The sequence below is a fragment of the Pseudonocardia kunmingensis genome, from assembly GCF_006716445.1.
Taxonomy (GTDB): domain Bacteria; phylum Actinomycetota; class Actinomycetes; order Mycobacteriales; family Pseudonocardiaceae; genus Pseudonocardia; species Pseudonocardia kunmingensis.
The window spans coordinates 925,988-939,644 of record NZ_VFPA01000001.1 but is presented as its reverse complement, the minus strand read 5'-3'; the positions used below and the strand labels follow the sequence as shown (position 1 = coordinate 939,644).

14 protein-coding genes are annotated in these 13,657 nt (G+C 73.3%); 7 read left to right on the top strand and 7 right to left on the bottom strand.

Annotated features, from left to right (window positions below):
- Positions 1–32 precede the first annotated feature (32 nt).
- From FB558_RS04425 to FB558_RS04415, 4 genes are all read left to right on the top strand, one after another.
- The gene (locus FB558_RS04425; protein ID WP_142048355.1) at positions 33–746 is read left to right on the top strand and encodes a FadR/GntR family transcriptional regulator; all 714 of its coding nucleotides are present in this window, start codon (positions 33–35) and stop codon (positions 744–746) included.
- A gap of 155 nt (positions 747–901) precedes the next feature.
- The gene (locus tag FB558_RS04420) at positions 902–2,314 is read left to right on the top strand and encodes a carboxyl transferase domain-containing protein (RefSeq protein ID WP_142048353.1); all 1,413 of its coding nucleotides are present in this window, start codon (positions 902–904) and stop codon (positions 2,312–2,314) included.
- A 192-nt stretch (positions 2,315–2,506) separates the two neighbouring features.
- A complete protein-coding gene (locus FB558_RS43075) occupies positions 2,507–2,713 on the top strand; it encodes a DUF397 domain-containing protein (protein ID WP_246106246.1) in 207 nt (68 codons plus the stop codon).
- Positions 2,713–3,852 (top strand): glycosyltransferase 87 family protein, encoded by a 1,140-nt coding sequence (locus FB558_RS04415; RefSeq protein ID WP_170231182.1) that lies wholly within the window; start codon positions 2,713–2,715, stop codon positions 3,850–3,852. The genes FB558_RS43075 and FB558_RS04415 overlap by 1 nt, the downstream gene beginning before the upstream one ends.
- Before the next feature lie 66 nt (positions 3,853–3,918).
- Here the strand turns inward: FB558_RS04415 and qcrB are convergent, their stop codons facing one another.
- From qcrB to ctaE, 4 genes are read right to left on the bottom strand one after another with little or no spacing between them, the layout of a single operon-like run.
- On the bottom strand, positions 3,919–5,637 hold the full coding sequence (qcrB, locus tag FB558_RS04410; RefSeq protein ID WP_142048349.1) for a cytochrome bc1 complex cytochrome b subunit: 1,719 nt from the start codon (positions 5,635–5,637) through the stop codon (positions 3,919–3,921).
- Entirely contained in the window at positions 5,634–6,794 is a 1,161-nt protein-coding gene (qcrA, locus tag FB558_RS04405) for a cytochrome bc1 complex Rieske iron-sulfur subunit (protein WP_142048347.1), read from the bottom strand. The genes qcrB and qcrA overlap by 4 nt, the downstream gene beginning before the upstream one ends.
- Complete coding sequence (qcrC, locus tag FB558_RS04400) at positions 6,791–7,630, bottom strand: cytochrome bc1 complex diheme cytochrome c subunit (RefSeq protein WP_142048344.1); 840 nt, start codon at positions 7,628–7,630, stop codon at positions 6,791–6,793. The genes qcrA and qcrC overlap by 4 nt, the downstream gene beginning before the upstream one ends.
- A 33-nt stretch (positions 7,631–7,663) precedes the next feature.
- Positions 7,664–8,287 (bottom strand): aa3-type cytochrome oxidase subunit III, encoded by a 624-nt coding sequence (gene ctaE, locus FB558_RS04395; protein WP_142048342.1) that lies wholly within the window; start codon positions 8,285–8,287, stop codon positions 7,664–7,666.
- Positions 8,288–8,364: 77 nt separating this feature from the next.
- On the opposite strand from ctaE, the gene FB558_RS04390 reads away from it, so the two are divergent.
- Together FB558_RS04390 and trpD are read left to right on the top strand one after the other, a co-directional pair.
- A complete protein-coding gene (locus tag FB558_RS04390; RefSeq protein WP_142048340.1) occupies positions 8,365–8,820 on the top strand; it encodes a hypothetical protein in 456 nt (151 codons plus the stop codon).
- On the top strand, positions 8,813–9,859 hold the full coding sequence (trpD, locus tag FB558_RS04385) for an anthranilate phosphoribosyltransferase (protein WP_142048338.1): 1,047 nt from the start codon (positions 8,813–8,815) through the stop codon (positions 9,857–9,859). The genes FB558_RS04390 and trpD overlap by 8 nt, the downstream gene beginning before the upstream one ends.
- Positions 9,860–9,880: 21 nt before the next feature.
- On the opposite strand, the gene FB558_RS04380 is transcribed toward trpD, so the two are convergent.
- Genes FB558_RS04380 through FB558_RS04370 form a run of 3 tightly spaced genes read right to left on the bottom strand, consistent with a single transcriptional unit; the run spans position 9,881 to position 12,794 of the window.
- Complete coding sequence (locus FB558_RS04380; protein ID WP_246106245.1) at positions 9,881–10,801, bottom strand: ArsA family ATPase; 921 nt, start codon at positions 10,799–10,801, stop codon at positions 9,881–9,883.
- Positions 10,802–10,809: 8 nt separating this feature from the next.
- On the bottom strand, positions 10,810–11,085 hold the full coding sequence (locus FB558_RS04375) for a cory-CC-star protein (protein WP_142048336.1): 276 nt from the start codon (positions 11,083–11,085) through the stop codon (positions 10,810–10,812).
- A complete protein-coding gene (locus tag FB558_RS04370; RefSeq protein ID WP_142048334.1) occupies positions 11,082–12,794 on the bottom strand; it encodes a carbon starvation CstA family protein in 1,713 nt (570 codons plus the stop codon). Before FB558_RS04370 ends, FB558_RS04375 begins: the two co-directional genes overlap by 4 nt.
- A gap of 153 nt (positions 12,795–12,947) precedes the next feature.
- On the opposite strand from FB558_RS04370, the gene FB558_RS04365 reads away from it, so the two are divergent.
- Entirely contained in the window at positions 12,948–13,649 is a 702-nt protein-coding gene (locus FB558_RS04365; RefSeq protein WP_170231180.1) for a hypothetical protein, read from the top strand.
- Positions 13,650–13,657 lie beyond the last annotated feature (8 nt).

Sequence of the window (13,657 nt, the reverse complement as noted above, 5' to 3'; positions counted from 1 at the left end):
ACCGTCCTGACCAGCGCGGAGAGGACCGGATCATGAGTGCACCCCATCGTCCCCGGGGAGGTGCGCTGCGCCCGTTCGTCCGGCCCCGGCTGTACGAGCAGCTCGTCGAGCGGTTGCTCGACCACATCCAGGCCGAGGGGTTGAAGGCAGGCGACCGCCTGCCGGCGGAGCGTGAGCTCGCCGCGCAGCTCGCCGTCAGCCGTGCGTCGATCAGCCAGGCGCTCGTCGCGCTCGAGGTGCAGGGTGTGGTCGACGTCCGCCACGGTGACGGCGCCGTGATCCGCGACGTCCCGCCCGAGCGGCAGGTGCTGGCCGCCCTGCGCGCGCGGCGCGACCGCCTGCGGGACGTGATCGAGGCCCGTGAGGCGCTGGAGGTCAAGCTCGCCGGTCTCGCGGCCGAGCGGCGTACCGAGGACGACCTCGCCGCCATCGACGCCGCGCTCGACGAGATGGCCCGCGACATCGCGGGTGGCGGGCGCGGTGCGGCCGGTGACGAGCGCTTCCACGCGGCCGTCACGGCCGCCGGGCACTCGGGTCTGCTCGCCCGGCTGATGGCCGAGATCGCGGAGCTGATCAGGGAGAGCCGGGTCGAGTCGCTGTCCCAGCCCGGCCGCCCGCGCGAGTCGCTCGACGCGCACCGCGAGGTGGCGGCGGCGATCCGGGACGGTGACGCGGTCGCTGCCGCCGCCGCGATGGGGGAGCACATCGCGGCGGTGTCCGACGTGGCTCTCCTGCGCGACGCGTGAGCCGAAGCTGCGACCCGTACCCCGACCCCTTGACGAACGGCGTGGGCCGCTATTGGCTAGTCCACTGAGCCATGCCTGGTCGTCGCCAGCGGCGCACCGCGGGCCGACGGCCCGGACCAGAGGAACCCACCGGCGTGGTCGGAGGAGGAGACCTGATGGCGACCGCCCGCGAGCTCATCCGACTCACCCTGGGCGACACCTTCGTCGGCTGGGACACCCCGATCGACCACACGGGTGCCGACCCCGAGTACGCGGCCCAGCTCGCGGCGGCGCGCGAACGCTCCGGCACCGACGAAGCCGTCGTCACCGGTGCGGGTGTGATCGACGGGATCCCGGTCGCGGTGATCCTCGGGGAGTTCGGCTTCCTCGGCGGGACGATCGGGCGCGCCACGTCCCGGCGCATCGTCGCGTCGGTGCGGCGGGCCACGCGGGAACGCCTCCCGCTGCTCGTCACCACCGCCTCCGGCGGCACCCGGATGCAGGAGGGCACGCCCGCGTTCGTCGAGATGATCCCGATCTCCCGGGCCCTGGTGGCGCACAAGGCGGCGGGCCTTCCCTACCTCGTCTACCTCCGCAACCCGACGACGGGCGGGGTCTTCGCGTCCTGGGGGTCGCTCGGACACGTCACGGTCGCCGAGCCCGGGGCGCTCATCGGCTTCCTCGGCCCCCGGGTCATCGAGGCGATCACCGGCACGCCGTTCCCGAGCGGCGTCCAGGTCGCCGAGAACCTGGTGCGGAAGGGCGTGATCGACGCCGTCGTCGCGCCGCACGAGCTGGCCGCGGTGGCCGGGCGCGTGCTGCGGCTGCTCCGCCCCGGCGAGGGGGTGCCGGCCCCAGCGGCGGCCGAACCCTCCGCGCCACCGCCGCGCACGACGTCGACGTGGGAGTCGGTGCTCCTGACGCGGCGTCCCGACCGGCCCGGTGTGCGGGAGCTGCTGCGGTTCGGCGCCGACGACGTCATCCCGCTCAGCGGCACCGGCGACGGCCAGCGTGACGCCGCGCTGCTGCTCGCCCTCACCTCCTTCGGCGGCACGCCGTGCGTCCTGATCGGGCAGGACCGCCGCCGCCAGACCCCGGAGCGGCCGCTGGGGCCGACCGCGCTGCGCGAGGCGCGCCGGGGCATGCGGCTCGCCGAGGAACTGCGCCTCCCGGTCGTCGCGGTGATCGACACGCCGGGCGCGGACCTGTCGCCGCAGTCGGAGGAGGGCGCGCTCGCCGGGGAGATCGCCCGGTGCCTGGCCGACATGTCCAGCCTGACCGTGCCCACCGTGTCGGTGCTGCTCGGGCAGGGCAGCGGCGGCGCGGCGCTCGCTCTGCTCCCCGCCGACCGCGTGATCGCCGCCGAGCACGCATGGCTCGCCCCGCTGCCCCCGGAGGGCGCGAGCGAGATCGTGCACCACGACACCGCCCACGCGCCGCTCATGGCGCAGCAGCAGCGGGTGAGCGCCTTCGACCTGCTCGAGGACGGCACCGTGCACGTGGTGGTGCCGGAACGCCCCGCGGCGCACGAGGACCCGCGGTCGTTCGTGCGCCGCGTGGTCGACGAGTGCGTCGTCGCCCTCCGCTGACCGCGGTCCCTGACGAACGGCACCCTCGTCGGTACCTAACCGACGAAAGTGCCGTTCGTCAGGGGGATCCCGTTGACTAGGATCTGGTGCGGCTCGGTCGGCGCGCAAGTGGCCCAGCCGGGCCGTCGAACGAGTACCCAGAGCCGGAGGTGGCGCCATGGTTCCCGGTCTCGCCCCGGGGGAGCACGACCGGTGAGCCGCGTGCCCGACGACGTCGTCTGGATGCGCGCCAGCGCCAGCGACGGCGACGACGCCGTGGAGGTGGCCCGGCTGCCCGACGGTGGCGCCGCGCTGCGCCGCGCCGCCGATCCCGACTGCGAGCCGCACGTCTACACGGCCGCGGAGTGGGAGGCGTTCGTCAAGGGCGTCGACGCCGGCGAGTTCGACCTGCCCGGGTAGTGCCCGTCCTCGCCGGGGCGGCCGCGCTGGTGCTCGTGGCGCAGGCCGTCGTGCTCGCGCTGTGGCCCGACGCGCACCTGCTGCTGATCGACCTGCAGGTCTACCGCGCGGGCGGTGAGCACGTGTCGGCCGGGCAGCCGCTCTACGAGGGCGGGGTGCTGCTGGACCTGCCGTTCGTCTACCCGCCGTTCGCCGCGGTGCTGTTCGCCCCGCTGGCGCTGCTCCCGCTGGGCCTGCTCAAGGTCCTCTGGACGGCGGCGGGTGTCGTCCTGCTGGCCCACGTCGTGCGCCGCTGCGTGCCGCGGGCGGGCCTGCCTGCGGCTGTGCTCCTCGCGGTCGTCGCGACCGCGCTCGACCCGGTGCGCACCACGCTCTACCTCGGCCAGATCAACATCGTGCTGCTCGCGCTCGTCGTCGGCGACCTGCTCGGCCGGCCGGGGAGCCGCTGGCGCGGCGTCGGCGTGGGGCTCGCCGCGGCGGTGAAGCTGACGCCGCTGGTGTTCGTCGGCTACCTGCTCGTCACCCGCCGCTGGCGCGCCGCCGCCACGGCCGTGGCGACGTTCGTGGCCGCCGGGGCGCTCGGCTTCCTGGCCGCGCCCGCCGACTCGGTCGCGTTCTGGTTCGAGGGCACGTTCGCCTCCGCCGACCGGATCTCCGACGTCGCCGGTCCGAGCAACCACTCGCTGAACGGCATGCTCGGGCGCATGGGGGTCGAGGGGCCGTTGCCGTGGCTCGCGGGCGCCGCCGTGCTCGGCGCGGTCACCGTCGTGCTGGCGGTGCGTGCGCACCGCGCCGGGCAGGAGGTGCTCGCGGTGACGCTGTGCGGGCTCGCCTCGGCCGCGCTGTCGCCCTTCGCCTGGTCGCACCACTACGTCTGGGTCGTGCCGCTCGCGGTGCTGCTCGGCGCCCGCGCCGTCGCGGGGGAGCGGTGGGCCGCGGCCGGGCTGCTGGGCGTCCTCGTCGGGACCGCCGCCGTCGTCACGAGGCTCCCCGGTCCCGCGGTCGGCCCGGTACCGGCCACCGGCCTGATCTCGCTCCGGCCCGACGCCTACCTGCTGCTCTCGGTCGCCGTGCTCGCGGTGACGGCCGTCCACCTCCGGGCCGGGGATCCGACCCGGGGGCGCGCCGGCGTGTCGTAGCAGGTCCCGGAACGACGACGGCCCCGCCGGCGGACCGGCGGGGCCATCTCGTGCTGGCGTTGCGGGCTAGTGGCGCGCGTCCGGCGTACCGCCGGTGAGCGCCTCCCGCTGCTCGGAACGGGCCTCGCGCTCCGCGTCGCCGACCTGACCGCCGTGGTGGCCGTTGCGGTGCCCGTCGCGGGCGGCCGCCTCCGCGGCGGCCTCCTCGGCACGGGCCTGCTCCAGCGCCGCGGTCTCCTCGGCGGAGTCCGGCGTGAGCAGCGAGCCGGGGACCGGGGCACCGCCCGAGCCCAGCTGGTTCATCCGCTTGGGCACCGGGGCGCCCTGGTACTCCAGCGGGATGGCGTGGCCGTGGGCGTCGACGCCGCCGAGGGGCTGGTGCACCTCGACGAACTCGCCGTGGGGCAGCCGCTTGATGACGCCGGTCTCGATGCCGTGCTCGAGCACCGCGCGGTCCGAGCGCTGCAGGCCCAGGCAGATCCGGTAGGTGACCCAGTAGGCGATGGGCGGCACGACCAGTACGCCGATGCGGCCCGCCCACGTCGTGGCGTTGAGCGAGACGTCGAAGAAGTAGGCGATGAGGTCGTTGCTGCCGCTGAGCACGAGCACCGTGTAGAAGGAGATGCCCATGACGCCCAGCGAGGTGCGGACCGGCACGTCCCGCGGCCGCTGCAGCAGGTTGTGCAGCGCGTTGTCCTTGGTGAACCTCCGCTCGATCCACGGGTAGGCGCCCGCGATCGTGTAGAGCACCGGGAGGAACGCGGGACTCGCCCAGAAGGCCGGTGGGATGTTGTAGTCGCCGATGTGGATGTCCCACGGCGGGAAGATCCGCAGCATGCCCTCGGTGAAGAGCACGTACCAGTCGGGCTGCGACCCCGCGGAGACGTGCGCCGCGTTGTAGGGGCCGAAGTTCCAGACCGGGTTGATCTGCAGGACCCCGCCCATGATCCCGATGACGCCGGTGGTGACGGCGAAGAAGGCGCCGCCCTTGGCCGCGAAGGCCGGGAGGATCCGGACGCCGACGACGTTGCCCTCGGTGCGTCCGGGGCCGGGGAACTGGGTGTGCTTCTGGTACCAGACCAACCCGACGTGCACCGCGATCAGCGCCAGCAGGATGCCCGGGATGAGCAGCACGTGCGCGATGTAGACGCGCGGGATGATCTCGGTGCCGGGGAACTCCCCGCCGAAGATCGCCCAGTGCGACCAGGTACCGATCACCGGGACGGCCAGCATGAACCCGGAGGCGATCCGCAGGCCGGTGCCCGAGAGCAGGTCGTCGGGCAGCGAGTAGCCGGTGAAGCCGGCGAAGAAGCCGATGAACAGCAGCAGGACACCGATCACCCAGTTGGCCTCGCGCGGCTTGCGGAAGGCGCCGGTGAAGTAGGTGCGGAACATGTGCACGACCATCGCGGCCATGAACAGCAGCGCGGCCCAGTGGTGGACCTGGCGCACGAACAGCCCGCCGCGGACCTCCATGGAGATCTCGAGCGTGCTCTCGTACGCCCGGGACATGTGGATGCCGCGCAGGTTGTCGAACGGGCCGTTGTAGGTGACCTCCTCCATGGAGGGGTCGAAGAACAGCGCGAGGTAGGTGCCCGACAGCAGCAGGATGATGAAGCTGTAGAGCGCGACCTCACCGAGCATGAACGACCAGTGCGTCGGGAAGACCTTGTTGAACTGCTTCCGCATGCCGGCGGCGGGGTGGTAGCGCTGGTCGAGCTCGTCCAGCGCCCCGGCCACCCGTGCGTTGCCCCCTGAGCCGGTGGGTGTCGTGATCGCGCTCACGGGTTGTACCTCCGTTCCCAGAATGCCGGGCCGACCGCCTCGCGGAAGTCGCTCGTGGCCACGAGGTATCCCTCGTCGTTGACCGTAATCGGAAGCTGGGGGAGCGGCCGCGTTCCCGGACCGAAGATGGGCCTGCCGTACTCGGTGGCCAGGAACTGCGTCTGGTGGCAGGGGCAGAGGATCCGGTTGGTCTGCGCCTCGTACAGCGACGTGGGGCAGCCGAGGTGGGTGCAGATCTTCGAGTAGGCGTAGTAGTCGCCGTAGTTGAAGTCCTCCTGGCCCTCCCGCTCCACGACCTGCTGGCCGGGCCGCAGCCGGATCAGCATGACCGGGGCGTCCGAGGCGCGCAGCGCGTGGATGAGCGCCTCCTCGTCGTCACGGTCGGACTCGCGGAACGGGAACACCGTCTCCATCGAGCCGGGCGCCTGGTCCTCGGGCCGCACGAGCGAGACCTCGTGCGGGTCGCCGGTGTCGCGGCGCAGGTAGACGGTCTCGCCGTTGACCGGCCGCCACCCCGTGACCCACAGCGCGGCCTCGTCGCCGCCCTTCCAGGGGTTGCGCACCAGCGGCGCGACGGCGGCGACGCCGAGGCCGAGGCCGAGGATGCCCGCCGCACCACCGGCGGAGCGGATGATCAGCTTGCGGCGCGCGATCCCGGTGTCCTGCCCGGCCTTCATCAGCTGGGCGGTGACCGTGAGCCGGGCGACCTGGTCGGAGGCGCCGTCGTGGCGCTGCTGCACCGACACCTCGTCCGGGAAGAACTTCTTGATGTAGGCGATCACGCCGATGCCCAGCGCGAAGACCGAGAGGCCGAACATGCCCCCGACGACCGGCGTGTACAGCGCGTAGAGGAGGTAGCCCTCCTCCGAGGGCGCCTTGTACTCGTAGGGCCAGAGCACGAAGGCGAGGAGGAAGGCCAGCCCGGTGAGCGCGGAGATGACGAACCACAGGGCCACGGCGCGCTCGGCGCGCTTCTCCGCGCGGGTGCCGGCCAGCGGCCACTTGCGCTGGTTGTGGACGACGTCGACGTCGTCGAGGGTGCCGGCGAGCCGCGCGCGCTGCTCGACGGACATGTCCTCGACCTCGGCTGCCGTGGGCACGGGCGGCTGCGGGTTCTCGGTGCCGAGGGCGGGTGGGTGCTGGCTCGAGGTGGTCATGACTTGGCTCCCAGCCACATGGCGACGCCGATCATGGCGGCGATGCCGACGATGAAGGCGACGAGACCCTCCGACACCGGCCCGACTCCGCCGAGCGCGAGACCGCCCGGGTTGTTCTTGCCGTTCGTCACCGACTCGACGTAGGCGATGATGTCCTCCTTCTCCTCCGGCGCGAGCTGCCGGTCGGAGAACTTGGGCATGTTCTGCGGGCCCGTGAGCATCGCGGTGTAGACGTCCATGGGAGTGGCGGCGTCCAGGTCCGGCGCGTACTTGCCGGAGGACAGGGCGCCACCGCGTCCGGTGAAGTTGTGGCAGGACGCGCAGTTGAGGCGGAACAGCTCGCCGCCGCGCGCCGGGTCGGCGCCCACGAGTGCCGCACCGTCGGCGCCCGGGCGGGTGGGACCGCCGCCGTTGGCCTGGATGAAGGCGCCCAGCGCGTCGAGGTTGGCCGCGCCCTCCTCGGTGCTGGGGTCGAACTGCGGCAGCGGCGGCTTGCGCATCGCCTGGGCCTCCTGGCGCGCCAGCGGCATGCGGCCGGTGGAGACCTGGAAGTACGTCGCCGCGTCCCCGACGCCGATCAGGCTCGGGCCGCGGTCCTCCTCGCCCTGGAGGTTGGACCCGTGGCAGGAGATGCAGTGGTTGTTGTAGAGCTCCTGGCCCTGCGCGACGAGCGCGGTGTCGCCTTCCTGCGCCGTGGCCACCTGGGGCTCAGGGGCGAATGCGGTGTAGAGGCCGCCCGCGGTGAGCAACCCGATGCCCAGCGCCACGGCGCCGGCCACACGGCGGCGGAACCGGCTGCGCGGTCCGCGGGGCTTCGAAGGGGGTGTGGTGGTCATCGTCGGCGTCGTCCAGCCCTTAGCGCTCGGGGGTCACTTGATGAAGTAGATGACGGTGAACAGGCCGATCCACACCACGTCGACGAAGTGCCAGTAGTACGACACGACGATCGCGGCGGTGGCCTGCTGCGGCGTGAACTTGCTGAGCTTCGTGCGGATCAGCAGGAAGACGAAGGCGACGAGTCCGCCGATGACGTGCAGGCCGTGGAAGCCGGTGGTCAGGTAGAAGACCGTGCCGTAGGCGCTCGACGAGAGCGTGGTGCCCTCGTGCACCAGCTGGTAGTACTCGTAGCCCTGGCCGATCACGAAGACCGTGCCCATCACCAGGGTGAGCAGGTACCAGCGGCGGAGCCCGAACACGTCGCCCTTCTCGGCGGCGAACACGCCGAACTGGCACGTGAACGACGACAGCACGAGGATGATCGTCACCACGAGCGCGTACGGCACGTTCAGGTGCGTCGGCTCCGGCGGCCACGTCTCCGCCGGCGGGTTCTGCGCGCGGGCCGTGAAGTAGATCGCGAACAGCCCGGCGAAGAACATCAGCTCGCTGGACAACCAGACGATGGTGCCAACGCTGACCAGGTTCGGGCGGTTCAGCGAGTGGATGCGCGCGCTGATGTTGGGGGCCGCAGTCGTCACCGGGGCAGTATGACCCATCTTCTACAGCGTGTCGTCCTTACCCCCGGACCGGGCACCACGGGGCCCGCGAGGGCCTCGCACTACAGTTCGTCGGTGTGAGCAGCCCCGTCGCGCGCGAGAACCTGACCGTGCTGGTGTTCAGCCACCGTCCCGAGATCCGCGAGGCCATCATCTCGGCCATCGGCCGGCGTCCCGCGCCGGATCTCGGCCGGGTGCGCTTCGTCGAGGCCGGCGGGATCGCCGAGGTGCTCCAGGCCGCCGACGCGGGCGGGCTCGACCTCGCGATCCTCGACGGCGAGGCACAGCCCACGGGCGGCATGGGCGTCTCCCGCCAGCTCAAGAACGAGATCGACGACTGCCCGCCGATCATCGTCACGGTGCGCAGGCGCGACGACAGGTGGCTCGCCACCTGGTCGCAGGCCGACGCGGTGCTCGTGCACCCGCTCGACCCCCTCACCGCCGCCGAGACGGTGGCCGACGTGCTGCGCAAGTCCGCGGCGCCCGCGGTGCGGAGCGCAGGCGGAGCGCCTCTCGGCTCCGGCCGTGGCTGACTCCGGGCACACCTGGCCTGCCCTGCTCGGCAGGCTGATCCGCGGCGAGCACCTCGGCGCCGCCGACACCGCCTGGGTGATGGACCGGGTGCTCTCGGCCGAGGCCACCCCCGCGCAGCTGGCCGGGTTCCTCGTCGCGCTGCGCGCCAAGGGCGAGACCGCCGCCGAGATCGCGGGCCTCGCCGAGGCGATGCTGCGCCACGCCCGGCGGGTCACCGTGCCCGGCCCGGCCGTCGACGTCGTCGGCACCGGTGGCGACCAGGCGCACACCGTCAACATCTCCACGATGACCGCCGTGGTGGTCGCGGCCGCCGGCGCGCCGATCGTCAAGCACGGCAACCGGGCCGCGTCGTCGTCCAGCGGGGCGGCCGACGTGCTGGAGGCCCTCGGCGTGGCCATCGACCTGCCGCCCGCCGGCGTGGAGGCCTGCGTCGCGGAGGTCGGCATCGGGTTCTGCTTCGCACCGGTGTTCCACCCGAGCTTCCGGCACACGGCGCCGGTGCGCCGCGAGATCGGCATCCCCACCGCCATGAACGTGCTCGGGCCGCTCACGAACCCGGCCCAGCCGCTCGCGGCGCTCGTCGGGTGCGCCGACGCCCGGCTCGCGCCGGTGCTCGCGGAGGTGTTCGCCGGCCGCGGTGCCTCGGCGCTCGTGGTGCGCGGCGACGACGGGCTCGACGAGCTCACCACCACGACCACCACCAGTGCGTGGGTCGTCGGCGGGGGAGAGGTGCGGCAGGAGAGCATCGACCCGGCCGCCCTCGGCATCGCACCGGCGTCCCGCGAGGACCTGCGCGGCGGCAGCCCCGCCGACAACGCCGACGTCGTCCGCGACCTCCTCGCCGGCCGCGCCGGGCCGGTGCGCGACGCCGTGCTGCTCAACGCCGCCGGCGCGCTCGTCGCGTTCGACGGGGCGACCGCACACCTGGCCGACGCCCTCCCCGCGGCGCTCGCCCGCGCCGCGGCGGCCGTCGACTCGGGAGCCGCGGAGCACCTGCTGGCGCGCTGGGTGGAGTTCTCCACCGCGCAGAAGCGGTAGGGCCTCCCCGGCCCGCACCGGTCAGCCGAGGTCTCCCAGCAGCGCCGCCACGCCGGTCAGCCCGGCGGCGCCGGTGGGACCGCCGGCCAGCAGGGGGATCTCCACCGCGTTCCCGACCCGGGCGCGGACGGCGCCCAGCACCTCGTCCTGAGCGGCGCGGGTGACGGCGAGCAGCCCGGTCTCGTCCCCGGGGACGACCCGGTTCACGACGGCGGTCGCGAGCGGGATCCCGGCCTCGTCGAGGGCCTCGATCGCGCGCTGCGTCTCGGCCCAGACGAGCCGCTCGGGCACCAGGACGAGGTGCACGGCCGCGTCGGCGCGCAACCGCGTGCGCAGCGTCCGCATCCGGTCCCGGCGGGCGTGCAGGCGCTCCAGCAGCGGGTCGGGGTCGTCGGCGCGGTGGCCGAGCATGCCGGCGAACATGCGGTCCGCGTCGCGGGCGCGCTCACGGCTGCGCGCAAGGCCCTCGATCCAGGGCGTCACGAGGTCGGGCAGGGTGAGCAGGCGCAGCATGTGCCCGGTGGGCGCGCTGTCGACCACGAGCCGGTCGAACGTCGACGGCACCTGCTCGACGAGGTCGGCGAGCCGGTCCAGCAGCGCAGCCTCCACGGTGCCGGGGCTGGCGACGGCGCGCTCCAGGTGCGCGCGGACGGCGGGCAGCACCTCGCGCGGCACGGACTCGGCGGCGTCGTCCACGATCTGCGCGACCCGCCGCGCGGCCTGCGCCTCGCCGCTGACCTCCGCGGCCCACAGGCCGGGCGCGACCGCGCGCGGCTCGTCGCCGAGCGGGCGGTCGAGAACGTCACCGAGCGAGTGCGCCGGGTCCGTCGAGACGACGAGCGTGCGGAGCCCGCGCCCGGCATCGCGCAGCGCGAGCGCGGCCGCGAGCGTGGTCTTGCCGACGCCGCCCTTGCCGCCGAGGAACCGCAGCGGCGCCGTCACCGCCGCCGTCAACAGCAGACGCCCGCGTCGCCGAACTCCGCGCGACCCATCCGCCGGTGCCACTCGTGCAGGTCGGTCACCAGGTACGGGACGAGGTCGAGCGTGTCGTAGGCGACCGGGTTGTCCACCCCGAGGCTCTCCAGCAGCACGAGCGCGCGCAGCGTGTCCTCCTGGCGGCGCACCTCGCGGGCGGCCGCCCGCCGCCACGGCACCACGAACAGCTCGTCGTGGAACCGTTCGACGGCCCGCCAGCCTGCGGCGACCCGCCGCCCGAACCCCGTCACGTCCGCGGCGCGCCCTCGTCGCTCGGGACGGGATTGCGGCGCGCGTCGCGCAGGGCGAGCGCCGCCTCCACGATCAGCCAGATCGCGAGCACGAAGATGATCGCGTCCAGCGGCGCGAGCACCCACTGGCCCTCCTGGACGAACTCGACCAGGTTGAGGATCAGCGCCAGGGTGGTCATCACCAGCAGGAACACCAGCGGGACGAGCACCGCCAGGGGGTTGCGCCCGTTGCGGGTGACCCACACCGCGATCACGGCCAGGGCGAGGCCTGCGGTGAGCTGGTTCGTGGTGCCGAACAGCTGCCAGAGCACGCCGAACGTGTAGCCCGCGTCGCCGCCGCCGGGCAGCAGCGCCATCGCCAGCGGCACGACCACCGCGATCGTCGTGGCGATGGTGGCGTTGCGGGCGACCCGGGTGGCACCGGTGATCTCGGCGATCTCCTGGACGATGTAGCGCTGCAGTCGCACCCCGGTGTCCATCGTGGTGGCCGCGAAGCTGATCACGACCACGGCCGCGAAGATCGTGCCGATGCCCATCGGCACGCCGAGGTTCCCGGCGAAGACGGCGATGCCGTCCACGAAGTTGCCGGTCGCTCCACCGGAGGCGGTGGAGAAGTCGGCGTACAGCGCGTTCCAGTCGACCTGCGTGGCCGCCACCCCCGCGGTGCAGGCCAGGATCGAGCCGAGGGCGAGGGAGCCCTCGCCGACCGCGCCCATGTAGCCCACGTAGCGGGCGTCGGTCTCCTTGTCGAGCTGCTTCGAGGTGGTGCCCGACGACACCAGGCTGTGGAAGCCGGAGATGGCCCCGCAGGCGATCGTGATGAACAGGAACGGGAACCAGCTCGGCGAGCCGGGCGGGGTGTCGTTCAGCAGCGGGGCGACGATCGTGTTCATGCCCACACCGATGCCGACCAGGATGACGGCGAGCGCGATGAACAGCTGGTGGGAGTTGATGTAGTCGCGCGGCTGCAGCAGCAGCCACACCGGCAGCCGCGCCGCGACGAACGTGTAGACGAACAGCAGGACGACCCAGAGGTTGCGCTCCGGCGCGATGCCCAGCGCATCGGCGAGCGGGCCCAGCGAGATCGGCAGCAGCTGCCCGAGCGGGATCGTGACGTACAGGACCAGCACGCCGACGATGGACGGGATGAGCGCGGGCGAGCGGGTGCGGTAGACGTACTGCCCGATGCCGATCGCCAGCGGGATCTCCAGGATGATCGGCAGCACCGCGCCGGGGTTGGCCACGAACAGGTTCCCGATCACGACCGCGAACACCGCGTTCACGAGCGTGAGCAGGAAGAAGATGATCAGCAGGAACAGCGTGCGGGCCCGCTTGTTGATCACTTCCTTGGCCAGGGTGCCGATGCTCTTCGCGCGGTGCCGCACCGACACCGCGAGCGCACCGAAGTCGTGCACGCCCGCCGCGAAGATCGTGCCGAGCACCACCCACGCCAGTGCCGGGCCCCAGCCCCAGAACACCGCGATGGCGGGCCCGACGATCGGGGCCGCCCCGGCCACCGACGTGAAGTGGTGGCCGAACAGCACGTGCTTGTTCGTCGGCACGAAGTCCGCGCCGTCGTTGAACGTGTGCGCGGGCGTCACGTAGTCCGGATCGAGGGCGAACACCTTGCGCGCGAGGTAGTCGGAGTAGTAGCGGTAGCCGACCGCGAACAGCGCGAGTACGACGACGGCGACGACGATGGCGGGCATCGAACTCTCCCCAACACGGGTCGTGCATCACTCAGGTGAGCGGACGCTAACAGTCCGCGAGGAAGGTGGCGAGTGAACGAGTTCGTCCCGTTATGGAGACGCGCGACCTGCGCGGAGATCGCGTGGATCGACGGCTCCGGGTCCCCCGCGGCGATGACCGTGATCCCGCTGCTGGACGGGGAGGTGCCGTGTGCGGCGATCACCTACGACCGCGCGGAGACGGTCGCGTCGCTCGCCGGAGCCGGGGAGGTCGCCCTCGCCGTGACGGATGGCCGGGTGCTGCCCGCCGGGGCGGACGCCGCGGCGGTGGTGGGCACGGCCGGGGTCGTCGAGCATCCCGCCCTGGACGAGGCGCTGCTCACCCAGGAGCTGCGCAAGTTCCCGCCCTCGCGCGCGCTGGCCGACTCGCTGCTACTGCGCCGGGAGAACTGGTGGTACGTCGCGCGCATCGTGGTACGCCTGGATCGCGTCCACCGCGTGCACGAGCTCGCGCCGCGCCGCGACGCCGCCCGCGACGCGTTGCTGGTGCGCGACGACGGGACGGGTCTGCGACTGGACGTGGCCACGGCCGACGACTGGTCGGGCAGCCAGGTCGCGCTGCGCGGCACCGGCGCCCTGCGCGGGGACGGGGCACCGGTGCTGGCCCACGGGCACGACTTCTCCCCGGACCGGGAGCGCTGGGCGAGCTGGGGCGTGCGCGGGCACCTGCGCGGCGACCGGCTCGAGGTCACCTCCCGCGAGGGCGTCCCCGGGCTGGACCCGCGTCCGCCACGCCTGCTGGAGCGGCTGCGGCGGTCACGGGCGCTCGAGCGCGGCTGCCGGCGGGGGATCGCGGCCGCCGAGCGCGGCGCCTAGCCGGCGGG